The 13,579-nt window shown below is 71.5% G+C and carries 15 protein-coding genes; 9 read left to right on the forward strand and 6 right to left on the reverse strand.

Annotation, left to right across the window (positions count from 1 at the left end; genetic code table 11):
• Positions 1-80 precede the first annotated feature (80 nt).
• The 5 genes from sdhC (at position 81) to ABD954_RS12740 (ending at position 4,107) form a co-directional block, all read left to right on the forward strand.
• On the forward strand, positions 81-461 hold the full coding sequence (gene sdhC, locus ABD954_RS12720) for a succinate dehydrogenase, cytochrome b556 subunit (RefSeq protein ID WP_189948009.1): 381 nt from the start codon (positions 81-83) through the stop codon (positions 459-461).
• Between the two features lie 8 nt (positions 462-469).
• A complete protein-coding gene (locus ABD954_RS12725) occupies positions 470-946 on the forward strand; it encodes a succinate dehydrogenase hydrophobic membrane anchor subunit (protein WP_128982419.1) in 477 nt (158 codons plus the stop codon).
• A 25-nt stretch (positions 947-971) separates the two neighbouring features.
• Entirely contained in the window at positions 972-2,726 is a 1,755-nt protein-coding gene (gene sdhA / locus ABD954_RS12730; protein WP_345486137.1) for a succinate dehydrogenase flavoprotein subunit, read from the forward strand.
• Positions 2,726-3,484 (forward strand): succinate dehydrogenase iron-sulfur subunit, encoded by a 759-nt coding sequence (locus tag ABD954_RS12735; RefSeq protein WP_345486138.1) that lies wholly within the window; start codon positions 2,726-2,728, stop codon positions 3,482-3,484. Before sdhA ends, ABD954_RS12735 begins: the two co-directional genes overlap by 1 nt.
• 98 nt (positions 3,485-3,582) lie before the next feature.
• On the forward strand, positions 3,583-4,107 hold the full coding sequence (locus ABD954_RS12740; protein ID WP_345486139.1) for a hypothetical protein: 525 nt from the start codon (positions 3,583-3,585) through the stop codon (positions 4,105-4,107).
• A 3-nt stretch (positions 4,108-4,110) separates the two neighbouring features.
• On the opposite strand, the gene ABD954_RS12745 is transcribed toward ABD954_RS12740, so the two are convergent.
• Both ABD954_RS12745 and ABD954_RS12750 read right to left on the reverse strand, forming a co-directional pair.
• Positions 4,111-4,644: a MarR family winged helix-turn-helix transcriptional regulator gene (locus ABD954_RS12745; RefSeq protein ID WP_345486140.1), complete on the reverse strand. Its 534-nt coding sequence runs from the start codon at positions 4,642-4,644 to the stop codon at positions 4,111-4,113.
• A gap of 442 nt (positions 4,645-5,086) precedes the next feature.
• Positions 5,087-5,869, reverse strand: coding sequence for an alpha/beta fold hydrolase (locus tag ABD954_RS12750; RefSeq protein ID WP_345486141.1), 783 nt, complete (start codon positions 5,867-5,869; stop codon positions 5,087-5,089).
• A 124-nt stretch (positions 5,870-5,993) separates the two neighbouring features.
• Here ABD954_RS12750 and ABD954_RS12755 point away from each other — a divergent pair, with 124 nt between their 5' ends.
• Genes ABD954_RS12755 through ABD954_RS12765 form a run of 3 tightly spaced genes read left to right on the forward strand, consistent with a single transcriptional unit; the run spans position 5,994 to position 7,694 of the window.
• Positions 5,994-6,443 carry a hypothetical protein gene (locus ABD954_RS12755; protein ID WP_345486142.1) on the forward strand — a complete coding sequence of 150 codons (450 nt, stop codon included), beginning with the start codon at positions 5,994-5,996 and terminating at the stop codon, positions 6,441-6,443.
• A gap of 19 nt (positions 6,444-6,462) precedes the next feature.
• Positions 6,463-6,930: a thiol-disulfide oxidoreductase DCC family protein gene (locus ABD954_RS12760; RefSeq protein ID WP_345486143.1), complete on the forward strand. Its 468-nt coding sequence runs from the start codon at positions 6,463-6,465 to the stop codon at positions 6,928-6,930.
• A gap of 23 nt (positions 6,931-6,953) precedes the next feature.
• On the forward strand, positions 6,954-7,694 hold the full coding sequence (locus tag ABD954_RS12765) for a TetR/AcrR family transcriptional regulator (protein WP_345486144.1): 741 nt from the start codon (positions 6,954-6,956) through the stop codon (positions 7,692-7,694).
• Between the two features lie 64 nt (positions 7,695-7,758).
• On the opposite strand, the gene ABD954_RS12770 is transcribed toward ABD954_RS12765, so the two are convergent.
• The 3 genes from ABD954_RS12770 to ABD954_RS12780 all read right to left on the reverse strand — a co-directional run bounded on the left by ABD954_RS12770 (position 7,759) and on the right by ABD954_RS12780 (position 11,197).
• Positions 7,759-9,318 (reverse strand): ABC transporter substrate-binding protein, encoded by a 1,560-nt coding sequence (locus tag ABD954_RS12770; protein ID WP_345486145.1) that lies wholly within the window; start codon positions 9,316-9,318, stop codon positions 7,759-7,761.
• A 183-nt stretch (positions 9,319-9,501) separates the two neighbouring features.
• Complete coding sequence (locus ABD954_RS12775; protein ID WP_345486146.1) at positions 9,502-10,947, reverse strand: metallophosphoesterase; 1,446 nt, start codon at positions 10,945-10,947, stop codon at positions 9,502-9,504.
• A gap of 4 nt (positions 10,948-10,951) precedes the next feature.
• Positions 10,952-11,197 carry an SCO4848 family membrane protein gene (locus ABD954_RS12780; RefSeq protein WP_345486147.1) on the reverse strand — a complete coding sequence of 82 codons (246 nt, stop codon included), beginning with the start codon at positions 11,195-11,197 and terminating at the stop codon, positions 10,952-10,954.
• Between the two features lie 133 nt (positions 11,198-11,330).
• On the opposite strand from ABD954_RS12780, the gene ABD954_RS12785 reads away from it, so the two are divergent.
• The gene (locus ABD954_RS12785; RefSeq protein WP_345486148.1) at positions 11,331-12,602 is read left to right on the forward strand and encodes a D-alanyl-D-alanine carboxypeptidase family protein; all 1,272 of its coding nucleotides are present in this window, start codon (positions 11,331-11,333) and stop codon (positions 12,600-12,602) included.
• Here ABD954_RS12785 and ABD954_RS12790 read toward each other — a convergent pair.
• Positions 12,556-13,569: a YihY/virulence factor BrkB family protein gene (locus tag ABD954_RS12790; protein ID WP_345486149.1), complete on the reverse strand. Its 1,014-nt coding sequence runs from the start codon at positions 13,567-13,569 to the stop codon at positions 12,556-12,558. The two genes, ABD954_RS12785 and ABD954_RS12790, sit on opposite strands and share 47 nt — an antisense overlap.
• Between the last annotated feature and the right edge of the window lie 10 nt (positions 13,570-13,579).

The raw sequence follows: 13,579 nt of genomic DNA on the forward strand, positions 1-13,579 counted from the left end.
GGCCGGTGGACCGTACCCGGCCGGGCCTGACCGACAGAGAAGCCGGCCGGCCCTGATCCCCGCTCCCGGAGGGTTTTTCCGTGCCGGCTGGAACGCTGTACCGCGGCCGGGAAGGAATGTGGTCCTGGGTGGCTCACCGAGTCACCGGCGTCCTCATCTTCTTCTTCCTGTTCGTACACGTGCTGGACACCGCTCTCGTCCGTGTCTCCCCCGAGGCGTACGACGAGGTGGTCGCGACCTACAAGACGCCGATCGTCGCTCTGCTGGAGTACGGCCTCGTCGCCGCCATCCTCTTCCACGCGCTGAACGGTCTCCGTGTCATCGCCGTGGACTTCTGGTCCAAGGGCCCGCGCTACCAGAAGCAGATGCTCTGGACCGTCGTGGGCATCTGGGTCGTGCTGATGGCGGGCTCGATCTACCCCGTCCTCGGCCACGCCGCACGTGAACTGTTCGGGAGCTGACGCCACTCATGTCCGCTGACACCTCCACCGCGATCGGTCCCGTCGAGGGCGGCGCCCACTACGACGTGGACAACCCGGCCCCGTACATCGAGGCCCCCCGCAAGCGCACCGGCAAGACCCCCCGGGCGACCCGCGGCAACTTCGAGATGGCCGCGTGGCTCTTCATGCGCCTGTCCGGTGTCGTCCTGGTCGTCCTGGTCCTCGGCCACCTGCTGATCCAGCTCTTCCTGGACGGCGGCGTCTCCAAGATCGGCTTCGCCTTCGTGGCCGGCCGCTGGGCGTCCCCGTTCTGGCAGGTCTGGGACCTGCTGATGCTGTGGCTGGCGATGCTGCACGGCGCCAACGGCCTCCGCACGGTCATCAACGACTACGCGGAGCGCGCCAACACGCGCCTGTGGCTCAAGGGCCTGCTGTACACCGCCACGGTGTTCACCATCCTTCTGGGCACGCTGGTGATCTTCACCTTCGACCCGAACATCCGCTAGGCACGGGGCTGAGGTAATCCACGTCATGAAGATCCACAAGTACGACACCGTCATCGTCGGCGCCGGCGGCGCCGGCATGCGCGCCGCCATCGAGGCGACGAAGCGCAGCCGCACCGCGGTCCTGACGAAGCTCTACCCCACCCGCTCCCACACGGGCGCCGCGCAGGGCGGCATGGCCGCCGCGCTGGCGAACGTGGAGGAGGACAACTGGGAGTGGCACACCTTCGACACGGTCAAGGGCGGTGACTACCTGGTCGACCAGGACGCCGCCGAGATCCTGGCGAAGGAGGCCATCGACGCCGTCCTCGACCTGGAGAAGATGGGCCTGCCGTTCAACCGGACCCCGGGCGGCACCATCGACCAGCGCCGCTTCGGCGGTCACTCGCGCAACCACGGCGAGGCCCCGGTCCGCCGGTCCTGCTACGCCGCGGACCGCACCGGTCACATGATCCTCCAGACGCTGTACCAGAACTGCGTCAAGGAGGGCGTGGAGTTCTTCAACGAGTTCTACGTCCTGGACCAGCTGATCACCGAGGTCGACGGCATCAAGAAGTCGGCCGGCGTGGTCGCCTACGAGCTGGCCACCGGCGAGATCCACGTCTTCCAGGCGAAGGCCGTGATCTACGCGTCCGGCGGCACCGGCAAGTTCTTCAAGGTGACGTCCAACGCCCACACCCTGACCGGTGACGGCCAGGCCGCCTGCTACCGTCGTGGCATCCCGCTGGAGGACATGGAGTTCTTCCAGTTCCACCCGACGGGCATCTGGCGCATGGGCATCCTGCTCACGGAGGGCGCCCGCGGCGAGGGCGGCATCCTGCGCAACAAGGACGGCGAGCGCTTCATGGAGAAGTACGCGCCGGTCATGAAGGACCTCGCGTCCCGTGACGTCGTCTCCCGCTCCATCTACACGGAGATCCGCGAGGGCCGCGGCTGCGGTCCCGAGGGCGACCACGTCTACCTGGACCTGACGCACCTCCCGCCGGAGCAGCTGGACGCCAAGCTCCCGGACATCACCGAGTTCGCCCGTACGTACCTCGGCATCGAGCCGTACACGGACCCGATCCCGATCCAGCCCACCGCGCACTACGCCATGGGCGGCATCCCGACCAACGTGATGGGTGAGGTCCTCGCGGACAACACCACCGTCGTCCCGGGTCTGTACGCGGCCGGCGAGGTCGCCTGTGTCTCCGTGCACGGCGCCAACCGCCTCGGCACCAACTCGCTGCTCGACATCAACGTGTTCGGCAAGCGGTCGGGCATCGCGGCGGCGGAGTACTCGGCGAAGGCCGACTACGTCGAGCTGCCGGAGAACCCCGCCTCCTTCGTCCAGGAGCAGATCGAGCGGCTCCGCGAGTCCACCGGCAACGAGCGGGTCGCCGACCTGCGCCGTGAGCTCCAGGAGACGATGGACGCCAACGTGATGGTGTTCCGTACGGAGCAGACCATCAAGACGGCCGTCGAGAAGATCGCCGAGCTGCGCGAGCGCTACAAGAACGTGTCCATCCAGGACAAGGGCAAGCGCTTCAACACCGATCTCCTGGAGGCCATCGAGCTGGGCAACCTGCTCGACCTGGCCGAGGTCATGGCCGTCTCGGCCCTGGCGCGCAAGGAGTCCCGCGGCGGTCACTACCGCGAGGACTACCCGAACCGCGACGACGTCAACTTCATGCGCCACACCATGGCGTACCGCGAGGTCGGCGAGGACGGCTCCGAGACCGTCCGTCTCGACTACAAGCCGGTCGTCCAGACCCGCTACCAGCCGATGGAGCGTAAGTACTGATGGCTACCCCCGTACTGGACAAGGTGGAGAAGGACTCCGCCGCGTCCCCCTACATCACGGTCACCTTCCGCATCCGCCGCTTCAACCCCGAGGTGTCGGACGCGGCGGTCTGGGAGGACTTCCAGATCGAGATCGACCCGAAGGAGCGCGTGCTCGACGGTCTCCACAAGATCAAGTGGGACCTGGACGGCACGCTCACCTTCCGCCGCTCCTGCGCGCACGGCATCTGCGGCTCGGACGCGATGCGGATCAACGGCAAGAACAGGCTCGCCTGCAAGACGCTGATCAAGGACATCAACCCCGAGAAGCCGATCACCATCGAGGCCATCAAGGGCCTGACGGTGATGAAGGACCTCGTGGTCGACATGGAGCCGTTCTTCCAGGCGTACCGGGACGTCATGCCGTTCCTGGTCACCAAGGGCAACGAGCCGACCCGCGAGCGCCTGCAGTCCGCCGAGGACCGCGAGCGCTTCGACGACACCACCAAGTGCATCCTGTGCGCCGCGTGCACGTCGTCCTGCCCGGTCTTCTGGAACGACGGCCAGTACTTCGGCCCGGCCGCGATCGTCAACGCGCACCGCTTCATCTTCGACAGCCGTGACGAGGCGGGCGAGCAGCGCCTGGAGATCCTGAACGACAAGGACGGCGTGTGGCGCTGCCGCACGACGTTCAACTGCACGGACGCCTGCCCGCGTGGCATCGAGGTCACCAAGGCGATCCAGGAAGTGAAGCGCGCGCTGATCACCCGCCGCTTCTGACACCTGGTCACGACGGGGAAGCCCGCTTCTGTACGCTGCGTCGTGCAGAAGCGGGCTTTTTCGTGTCCGCACGGACGTGTGCGGGGAGACGGGGACTGATGAGCGAGCCGAACCCTTACAAGTCGGAGGACTCCGGGGCCTACGAGTGGGGCCCGGGCCAGCAGGCCGGTACGCCGGGCTACGGCTATCCGCAGACGCCCCCGCCGCCCGCCTACCAGCCGACCCTGGCGGCCGGTGTCCCGGTGCCCCCGCAGCACGCGCCGGTCCCGGCCGGCGCCGGTGCGCCGCTGCTGAGCCTCGGGGACATCACGGTGATGGGCGACCAGATCATGACGCCGGCCGGGCCCATGCCGCTCAAGGGCGCGGTGTGGAACGCGATGGACATGTCGCGGACCGAGGAGAAGATGCCGACGGTGGCGATCGTGCTCGCGATCGTGTTCTTCCTCTTCTGCCTGCTGGGTCTGCTGTTCCTGTTGATGAAGGAGAAGCGGACGACCGGCTTCATCCAGGTCACGGTGACCAGCGGCGGCCGCCACCACGCGACGATGATCCCGGCGACCGGCCCGGACACGATCCACTGGGTGATGGGGCAGCTGAACTACGCGCGCTCGCTGAGCATGTGAGGCTCAGGGCCCCGTCGAGGCCGGGTCCTGTTCCGCGGCGAGCATGACGCGGCGGAGCAGGTCGTTGAGGATGCGGCGTTCCTCGGGGGTCAGGACGCCGAGGAGGCGTTCCTCCTCGTGACCGAGGACGTCCATCGCGCCGAGCCAGGTCGCGCGCCCGGAGTCGGTCAGTTCGACGACGACGCGGCGGCGGTCGGTGGTGGACGGGGCGCGGCGGACGAGGCCGCGCTTCTCCAGGGCGTCGAGACGGCCGGTGACGGAGGCGGGGGGAAGGTCGAGGTCCTGGGCGAGTTCGGAGGGGGCGGCGCTGCCGCCGCGCCCGGCGAGCTTGTGGAGGGTGTCGAACTCGTGACGCTCCAGGTCGAAGTCGACGAGGGACTGCTCGCGCACCCGGCGGAGGTGGACGGACAGCTTCTTCATGCGGGTGACCGCGCCCTCGACGACCGGGTCGAGACCGGGCAGGACGGGCTTCCAGCGGGCGACGTGCTCGTCGGTCCAGTCGTGCGGGGTCGCGCGGGGTTCGCCGGTGGGGGCCATGGGGCGATCGTACGACGCACGGGCCGCGCCGCACCGTCAGGCGGTGATCGCCACCGTCGGGGTGATCGGCGGCGCGGCCGGCGCGTTCGCGTCCCCAACCGTCGCCCCGCTGGTCACGGGCACGGTCGCGGCCCAGGCGCCGCAACGGGCCGACGCGGCGACGGGCGTCGCCCACAGCGAGCCGGATCGGCGTGGGGGCCGGGCGTGGCGGTGGCGGCCGCGGGGGTGGCGCTGACGGCCGCGAGGGTGGCGGTGACGGCCGGGCGTGGCGCTGACCGCCGCGGGGTGGCGGTGACGGCCGCGGGCGTGGCGGTGAGGGCCGGGCGTGGCGCTGACGGCCGCGGGCGTGGCGCTGACGGCCGCGGGCGTGGCAGTGGCGGCCGCGGGGTGGCGGTGGCGGGCCGTTGTCCGCCGGTGGCGTTCGTGCCCGGGGTGCGGGGCGTCAGGGCCGGCTGAGGGCGGGGACGGAGCCGAGGAAGCCGGTGAGCAGGCGCGCGGTCTCCTCGGGGCGTTCCAGGGCGGGCAGGTGACCGGCCCAGTCGAGGGGCAGGTGGCGGGCGTGCGGGAGGCGGCCGGCGAGCCAGGTCGCGACCTCCCGGAAGACGGGGACGTCGTGGTCCGCGGAGACGGCGAGGACCGGGACGTCGATCCTGGTGAGGTCGGCCTCGGTGACCCCGGCCGGGCGGGGCGCGAACTCCTCGGGGGCGGCGAGCTGGAGTTCGAAGGCGCGGCGCTGCATCCGCCGGACGAGCTCCCGGGCCCCGGCGTCCGCCTCGGGCCCGAGCCAGAGGTCCACGTTGAGCTCGACGGCGGCGTCCAGGTCACCGGCCTCGAGCAGTTCGTCCTCGCGCCTGCCGAAGGCCCGGAGCCTCTCGCCCGGTTCCAGGTCCACCGGGGCGTCGGCACAGAGCAGCGCGAGGGCGCCGGCCCGTCCGGGGTGGCGGACGGCGAACTCGAGGGCGACCCCGCCGCCGAAGGAGGAGCCCACGAGCGCGACCCGTTCGGCGCCGAGGTCGTCGAGCAGGGCGGCGACGTCGTCGGCGTGGACGTGGGGGCCGTCGACGGGGGTGTCGCCGAAGCCGCGGAGGTCGCAGCGGACCACGCGGTGCCCGGCCCGGGCGAGGGCGTGGAACTGCCCGTCCCACATACGCCGGTCGCACACGCCGGAGTGGAGCAGCAGGACGGTCGAGGGGCCGTCGCCGGCCACGTCGTGAGCAAGTGTCATGGCCGTGACTCTAGAGGCCGCCCCTCCGGCCCGCTCTCCTTTTCCACCCGCGCTTGAACATGTTCAAAGAGGGGTCTACAGTCATGATCGTCAGCTTTGAACGCGTTCAAGGGAGCGTGAGGGCATGGACCTCACTGTCGTCGCGTACGTCGTCTATCTGCTCATCAGCGTCGGGCTCACCGTCTGGGTCGCCCGCACCCTCAGCCGCAACGGCAAGGTCTTCCTCGCCGACGTGCTGCGCGGCGACGAGAAGCTCGCCGACGCCGTGAACCATCTGCTCGTCGTCGGCTTCTACCTCGTCAACTTCGGCTTCGTCGCCCTCTATCTGAGCCAGGACGAGGCCGTCACGGACGCCCGCCGGCTCTTCGAGGCCCTCTCGGTCAAGCTCGGCGTCGTGCTGCTCGTCCTCGGCGTGATGCACCTCGCCAACGTCTACGTCCTCAACAAGATCCGCCGCCGGAGCGTCATGGAGCGCACCCACGTCCCGCCGGTTCCGCCGCAGGGCTGGACCGCCCCCGGCAGGCCCGGCCCCCAGGGCCCCGGCCCCTGGGCGACCCCGGCCACCGGCGCCTGACACCCCGGCCGGGCACCCGATGAACCGGAACGCGCCGGTACGGCACCTGACCGTCCTTTACGACGCCGACTGCCCGCTCTGCGTCCACCTGCGGCACTGGCTGCTGCGCCAGCCCCAGCTCGTACCGCTGCACCTCGTCCCGGCCGGCTCCCAGGAGGCGCGGCGGCGCTTCCCGGCCCTCGACCACGACTCCACCCTGCGGGAGATCACCGTGATCGGGGACGGCGGCCAGGTCTACCGCTCCACCGCCGCCTGGATCGTCTGCCTGTGGGCGCTGGCCGAACACCGGCCCAGGGCCCACTGGCTGGCCACCCCGGCCGGACAGCCCTTCGCCCGCGCCACCGTCCTCGCCGCCGCCAAGTGGCGCGAACTCCTCAAGACCGACACCGGGGACGGGGCGGCCGGAGACGGGGCGGCCGGGGACGGGGCGGGCGGGAGCGGAGCCTGCGGAGACGGGCGGTGCGGGAGACCCGGCGCCTCCGGCTAGGCTCAGGACCCGTGGAGAACGCGATGGAAGAGAAGCAGGACCGGCCCGCCAAGGCTCCCAAGAGCGAGCAGACCCGCGCGCTCATCCTGGAGACCGCGCTCCGGCTGTTCAAAGAGCGCGGCTACGACAAGACGACCATGCGGGCCATCGCGCAGGAGGCCGGGGTCTCCGTCGGCAACGCGTACTACTACTTCTCCTCCAAGGAGCACCTCGTCCAGGGCTTCTACGACCGGATCGCCGAGGAGCACCAGGCGGCGGTCCGGCCCATCCTGGAGAGCGGCGAGAAGGACCTGACCGCCCGCATCCGCGGGGTGCTCCTCGCCTGGCTCGACATCGCCGAGCCGTACCACGAGTTCGCCGCCCAGTTCTTCAAGAACGCCGCCGACCCGGACAGCCCGCTCAGCCCCTTCTCCCCCGAGTCGGAGGGCCCGCGCGAGGCCGCGATCGAGGTCCACCGGCAGGTCATCCGCGGCGCCTCGGTGAAGGTCGACCCCGAACTCGCCGAGCCGCTGCCGCGGTTGCTGTGGCTCCAGCAGATGGGCCTGGTGCTGTTCTGGGTCTACGACCGCTCCGAGGGCGCCGCCAACAGCCGCCGCCTGGTGGAACGGCTGGCCCCGGTCACCGCCCGGGCCATCTCGCTCTCCCGCTTCCGCATCCTGCGCCCGCTGGTCACCGACGTCCACGACGTCCTGTCCGACTTCATGCCGACGGCGGCCGGGATGGCGGCCTCCGGCAAGCCGAAGCGCGGCAACCGCAAGGCGTGACGTACGGCCGCGGGGGCGAGGCCGGGCCTCCCGGCCCGGCCGGGATGGCGGAGTCCGACCGGCCTCAGATCCAGCTGAGCTCCCACAGGCGCCAGATGCCCGTACCGTCCGACAGGTACTGCGAACCGGCCACCGCCTCCGTCGACAGCACGTAGTCCTTCTTCTGCCACAGCGGCACCAGCGGCACCTCCTTGGCGACCTCGGCCTGGACGGCCTTGAAGTCGGCGGTCGCCCGGGCCCGGTCACCGTACTGCTGCGTCGCGGTGATCAGCGCGTCGATCACGGGGCTCGAAAAGCCGTTGTGCAGGGTGTTGTCCTTGCCGACGAGCGGGGCGGTGAAGCTGTCGGAGTCCGGGAAGTCGGGGACCCAGCCCACCGTGTACGCGTCGAACTCGCCCGCCGCGTACTTCTTCTGGAAGGACTGCCACTCGACGGACCGGACCTCGACCTCGAACAGCCCGGTCTCCTCCAGCTGCCTCTTCAGCTCGGCCGCCTCGGCCGCGTAGGCGGCGTCCTCGCGGTGGCCGAGGGTGAACTTCACCGGGGTGTCGACGTCGGCGTCCCCCAGCAGCTTCTTCGCGACGGCGGCGCTGGGCTCCGGATAGCGGTCGTAGAAGGCCGTGCTGTGGCCGAGGAAGCCCCGCGGGATGAGGGAGTACAGCGGCTCGACGGTGCCCTTGTACGGACCGGTGGTGATGGCCGGGCGGTCGACCAGGGCCGCGACGGCCTGCCGGACCGCCTTCTTCGCCATCGCCGAGCCGGGCCGCACGTTGAAGTTGAGGTTGCGGGTCTCGGCACTCTCGGCCTCGGTGATCCGGGTGCCCTGCTGCGGACCCTCCTCCAGCGCTTTGATGAAGTCCGGCGGCATCTGCCGGTGCGTCACCTCCACCTGCTTGTTCTTCCAGGCGTCGGCGAGCTGCCCGGACTCCTTGAAGTACTTCACGACGACCGTCCGCCCGGCCTTGCCGAGGGCGCCCCGGTAGCGGGGATTGGGCTCCAGGCGGGCACTGACGCCCGGCCGGTAGTCCTTGAGCACGTACGGCCCCGAGCCGTCGACCGCGTCGCCGCCGCGCAGCGCCCCGGCCGGGTAGGCGGTGCGGTCGACGATGGAGCCGGCGCCGGTGGCGAGCTTCAAGGGGAAGGTGGCGTCCCGGCCGCTGAGCTGGAAGGTGACCTTCCGCCCGTCGGCCACGACCTTCTTCAGGGTCGGGAACAGCGGCTGCGGACCGACGTCCGCCTTGATCGCCAGCATCCGTTCGAAGGAGTGTCGGACGTCCTCACCGGTGATCTCGCGGCCGTTCGCGAAGGTGAGGTCGTCGCGGAGCGTGCACTGGTACGTGGTCAGCCGCGTGCCGACGAACCTGCAGCTCTCGGCGGCGTCGGGCACCGGGGTCGTGAAGCCGGGCTTGAAGGTCAGGAGCGACTGGTAGACGTTGCTGTACATCGCCCAGGAACCGGCGTCGTAGGCACCGGCCGGATCGAGCGAGGTCACCTCGTCCGTGGTGCCGACGGTGATCGGGTCGGTCCGCACGTCGTCGGAGGGCAGCAGCTGCCAGCCGCCGATCCCGGCGGCGAGGACGACCCCACAAGTGACCAGAACGCGCAGACGGACCGTCGACCGCATGAGACGTGCTTCCTTTGTCGCGTACCCCACCCCAGTCGCGACCGGCTCGCGCCGCCCGCGATGGCGCCACCCAACCACACGGCCTTCACTGGTGGAAGGGTAAACCTTCACACCGCACGCATATGTCCAGGGATAAGGGGTTTCGGGTGACCGAACGGTACGTATCAGTCACCAAGCGCTCCGTCACGCCGACGTCGACGCCAGCTCCACCACGGTGATGTCGGACGGCGCGCCGACCCGGACCGGCGGCCCCCACGCACCCGCGCCGCGCGACACGTACAGCTGGGTGTCGCCGTAGCGTTCCAGGCCCGCCACCGTCGGATTGGCGAGCTCGGCGAGGAAGTTGCCGGGCCAGAGCTGGCCGCCGTGGGTGTGCCCGGAGAGCTGGAGGTCGACGCCGTGCCGGACGGCGTCGTCGATGACGACCGGCTGGTGCGCGAGCAGCACGGCGGTGCGGGCCCGGTCGCGGTCCCCGAGGGCCTTCGCGAAGTCGGGGCCCTGCCCCACGCTCTCGCCCGCCACGTCGTCGACGCCGGCGAGGTCGAAGCCCGCGCCGATCTCCACGCGCGCGTTGCGCAGCGGCCGTAGGCCGAGCTCGCGGACGTGGTCGACCCAGGCGTCGGCGCCGGAGAAGTACTCGTGGTTGCCCGTCACGAAGAACGCCCCGTCCCGTGCCCGCAGCCGGGCGAGCGGTTCGGCGGCGGACCCGAGGTTCTCCACCGTGCCGTCGACCAGGTCGCCGACGACGGCGACCAGGTCGGGCTGCGTGGCGTTGATCGTGTCGACGATCCGCTGGGTGTGGGCGCGGCCGAGGATGGGGCCGATGTGGATGTCGGAGACGACGGCGATGCGGTAACCGTGCGCGCCGCGCGGCAGCCTGGCCAGCGGTACGGTGACGCGCTTCACCCGCGGGCCGCGCAGCACCCCGTACGCGCCGTGGCCCACGGTCCCGGCGGCGACGGCGGCGGCCGTGCCGGAGACGAGGCGGTTGACGAAGAGACGCCGGGAGAGACCGGGCCCCTCGGGTACGGGGGCGGGTGCCGGCCGCGATTCCGGCGCGGGCCCGGGTTCCGGAGCGGGCTCCGTGACGGGCGCGGGCACCGGGTCCGTCACCCCCGCGGGCGCGGGCGCGGCGGCCGGCGCGGTGGCGGCCACGGGCTCGGGCGCCCCGGCCGTTGCCGGCGCCGCGGCCGGAGCGGGGGCGGGCCGCGCCACGGCCTGGGCCGGGTCGACGGCCGAGGTCCGGGGCTGGGCCGGGGCCACGGGCAGGGCCGGGGCCTGGCCCTGAGCGGGGGCCTGGGCACGGCGGGCCGCCCACCGTCGCAGCAGCGGCCGCAGCGGTTCCGTCACCACCAGGGCGAGCGTCACGTACAGCAGCAGCGCGAGCCAGAGGAAGCCCGGCCAGGCGACGATCTGCTGGACCACGAAGGGGGCACCGGCCCGCCCGGAGACGAGCGCCGCGACCGACAGCAGCGGCAGGACGAACGCAGCGGCCGTGCCGATGCGGCGCGCCACACCGCCCGGCGCCGTCAGGTCGCGCACCAGACGCCGCCACACGTACCAGTGGACCCCGCCCAGAAGGGCGAGGACCACGACCAGCACCAGCAGGAAGACGACCACGCCCCACATACCCCTATCCGCGCTCGCGCCGAAGTGCGCGCACGCCACGCAACCCGATCACCCCGACGACCGTCCCCAGAACAAAGGACGTGATGGCCAGCAGCAGGTGAACCCAGAAGTAGGCCGTCGGATCGCCCGCGTCGTCGAAGGCGAGACCGCTCGCGTCGTTCCAGAGGTTCTTGATGAAAGTGATCCAGATGAACCAGCTCCACACCCCGAACGCGAGCAGGAACCAGGAGACGGGCCGACTGAGCTTCATGGTCCCAGTATCACCATCCGCCCCACAGGCCCAGGCGACGGGCCCGCACGGGAGCCTGCGGACGGGTGGACGAGCGGGGACGAACCGCCCCGCGGGGTTCGGCGGCAGGTTCCGGCGATGTACGTTCTCGACCGTGTCCGCTTCGAAAAAGACCGCGAAGACCGCATTGACGGTCACCGCCGCCGCGCTGCTCCCCCTCCTCGCCGTGTCCCCCGCCCATGCGGACGGCAAGGACAAGCAGCCCAAGCCGCCCTCCGGCATGTCGTCCGTCGGCGGCAGGCTGCTCAGCCTCCCCGGCACCCAGGTGCGGCTCGGCCCGGGCGCCCCGGTGCTGCCCAAGGAGCTCAGCGCGCGCTCCTGGATCGTCGCGGACGCGGAGAGCGGCCAGGTCCTCGCCGCGCACAACGCGCACTGGAAGCTCGCCCCGGCCTCCACGCTGAAGATGCTGTTCGCGGACACCCTGCTGCCGAAGTTCCCCCGGACGCAGAACTACACCGTCAAGCCCGAGGACCTGGCCGGCGTCGGCGCCGGGTCCAGCCTGGTCGGCATCAAGGAGAAGCAGACCTACAGCGTCCACGACCTGTGGCTGGGCGTCTTCCTGCGCTCGGGCAACGACGCCGTGCACGTCCTGACCGCGATGAACAACGGCAAGGAGCAGACCGTCCGGGACATGCAGGCGCGCGCGGACGAGCTCCAGGCCCTGGACACCGTCGTGAAGTCCCCGGACGGCTACGACGAGCCGCACCAGGTCTCCTCCGCGTACGACCTCACCCTCATCGCCCGCAGCGGCATGCAGAACCCGGACTTCCGCGAGTACGCCGCGACGCCGCGCGCCGCGTTCCCCGGTGAGCTCAAGCCCGGCAAGAAGCGCGAGACCTTCGAGATCCAGAACACCAACCGGCTGCTCACGGGCGACCTCGGCGTCCCCGCGTACCAGGGCATCGCCGGCGTCAAGAACGGCAACACCACGCACGCCGGGGCGACCTTCACGGGCGTCGCCGAGCGCAACGGCCGGGTGCTGCTCGTCACCGTCATGAACCCCTCGTCGAAGGAGCAGCACGCCGTCTACAAGGAGACCGCGCGGCTGCTCGACTGGGGCTTCGCGGCGGCCGGCAAGGTGACGCCGGTGGGCGAGCTGGTGCCGCCGAGGTCGGTGCGTACGACGCCGGCCGCGGACTCGGGGACGGACGGCGGTTCGACGCCCGCGCCCGGCGAGAACGCGCCGGCCGGCACCGACCAGGCGGCCGTGGCGCAGGAGAAGTCGGGCGGCGCGGGCATCGCGCTCGCCGTGGCGGGCGGCATGCTCGTCCTGATCGCGGGCGCCGTCTTCCTGGTCAACCGGCGCTGGCCGCAGGCGGCTACGGGCCGGACGGCCCCTCCGGTCGACGAGAGCGTGAATCCCTGACGTCCGGGTCGCCGGCGTCCGGTGCGCCGCCGGCGTCCCCGTCTCCGGCGTCCCGGTCTCCGGCCGCCGGGGCGCCGGCCTCCGCGTCGGCGGCGGGTGCCCCGCCGTCGGACCGGGCCCTGGCGCCGGTGGCCGTCCAGGCCGCGCAGAACAGCAGCAGTTTCGCCATGAAGTTGATCCACAGGAGCAGGGCGACCGGCACGCCGAACGCCCCGTACATCGACTTCGCCGCGACGCCCTTCATGTAGCCGCCGAGCAGCAGTTTCAGCAGCTCGAAGCCGACCGCGCCGAGCAGCGCCGCGATCACCAGGTCGCGGCGCTGCGGCTCGACGCCGGGCAGCAGCGTCAGGACGTACGACAGGATCAGGAAGTCGGCGACGACCGCCACCAGGACCGCGGCGGCCTCCAGCAGGATCCCGCCGGCGCCCTCGTGCGAGACGCCGACCCGTTCGGCGGACCAGCCGACGGCGGTGGAGCCGAGCCAGGAGGCGGCGAGCGAGCCGAGCATGACGCCGCCGAGGCCGAGCAGCACGACCGCGTCCTTGCCCTTGCGCAGGACCGGGTTGTCCTCGTCGGCGTCGTCCAGGCCCCAGACCGCCCGCAGGCACTCGCGCATGGAGCCGACCCAGCCGATGCCCGTGAAGAGCAGCACGGCGCCCGCGACCAGTCCGACGGTGCCGGCGTTGTCGACGAGGCCGCCGATGTCGAGCTGTTCGGAGATGCCGGGGACCTGGTCGGCGATCTTCGCCTCGATCCGGTCGAGCTGTTCGGCGGACAGCAGCGCGGCGCCGATCGCGGCGGCGACGGTGATCAGCGGGAACAGCGACAGGAAGCTGATGAAGGTGAGGGCGGCGGCGAGCCGGGTCCAGTGGACCTGGTCGAGGGTCTCGTACGAGCGCCAGGCGTGGGTCTTCATCAGGCGGGCCGCCCAGGGGCCGACGACGGGGAGCTTGGTCAGCCAGTCCATGTCGTGCGCG

The sequence above is a fragment of the Streptomyces roseoviridis genome, from assembly GCF_039535235.1.
Taxonomy (GTDB): Bacteria; Actinomycetota; Actinomycetes; order Streptomycetales; family Streptomycetaceae; genus Streptomyces; species Streptomyces roseoviridis.

What these genes read in the sequence shown, in the direction of transcription:
- ABD954_RS12740 (WP_345486139.1), top strand. Translation starts at nt 3,583, where the DNA reads ATGAGCGAGCCGAACCCTTACAAGTCGGAGGACTCCGGGGCCTACGAG.
- ABD954_RS12790 (WP_345486149.1), bottom strand. Translation starts at nt 13,569, where the DNA reads ATGGACTGGCTGACCAAGCTCCCCGTCGTCGGCCCCTGGGCGGCCCGC.
- ABD954_RS12770 (WP_345486145.1), bottom strand. Translation starts at nt 9,318, where the DNA reads ATGCGGTCGACGGTCCGTCTGCGCGTTCTGGTCACTTGTGGGGTCGTC.
- ABD954_RS12755 (WP_345486142.1), top strand. Translation starts at nt 5,994, where the DNA reads ATGGACCTCACTGTCGTCGCGTACGTCGTCTATCTGCTCATCAGCGTC.
- ABD954_RS12780 (WP_345486147.1), bottom strand. Translation starts at nt 11,197, where the DNA reads ATGAAGCTCAGTCGGCCCGTCTCCTGGTTCCTGCTCGCGTTCGGGGTG.
- ABD954_RS12765 (WP_345486144.1), top strand. Translation starts at nt 6,954, where the DNA reads ATGGAAGAGAAGCAGGACCGGCCCGCCAAGGCTCCCAAGAGCGAGCAG.
- ABD954_RS12750 (WP_345486141.1), bottom strand. Translation starts at nt 5,869, where the DNA reads ATGACACTTGCTCACGACGTGGCCGGCGACGGCCCCTCGACCGTCCTG.
- ABD954_RS12760 (WP_345486143.1), top strand. Translation starts at nt 6,463, where the DNA reads ATGAACCGGAACGCGCCGGTACGGCACCTGACCGTCCTTTACGACGCC.
- ABD954_RS12735 (WP_345486138.1), top strand. Translation starts at nt 2,726, where the DNA reads ATGGCTACCCCCGTACTGGACAAGGTGGAGAAGGACTCCGCCGCGTCC.
- ABD954_RS12775 (WP_345486146.1), bottom strand. Translation starts at nt 10,947, where the DNA reads ATGTGGGGCGTGGTCGTCTTCCTGCTGGTGCTGGTCGTGGTCCTCGCC.
- sdhA (WP_345486137.1), top strand. Translation starts at nt 972, where the DNA reads ATGAAGATCCACAAGTACGACACCGTCATCGTCGGCGCCGGCGGCGCC.
- ABD954_RS12725 (WP_128982419.1), top strand. Translation starts at nt 470, where the DNA reads ATGTCCGCTGACACCTCCACCGCGATCGGTCCCGTCGAGGGCGGCGCC.
- ABD954_RS12745 (WP_345486140.1), bottom strand. Translation starts at nt 4,644, where the DNA reads ATGGCCCCCACCGGCGAACCCCGCGCGACCCCGCACGACTGGACCGAC.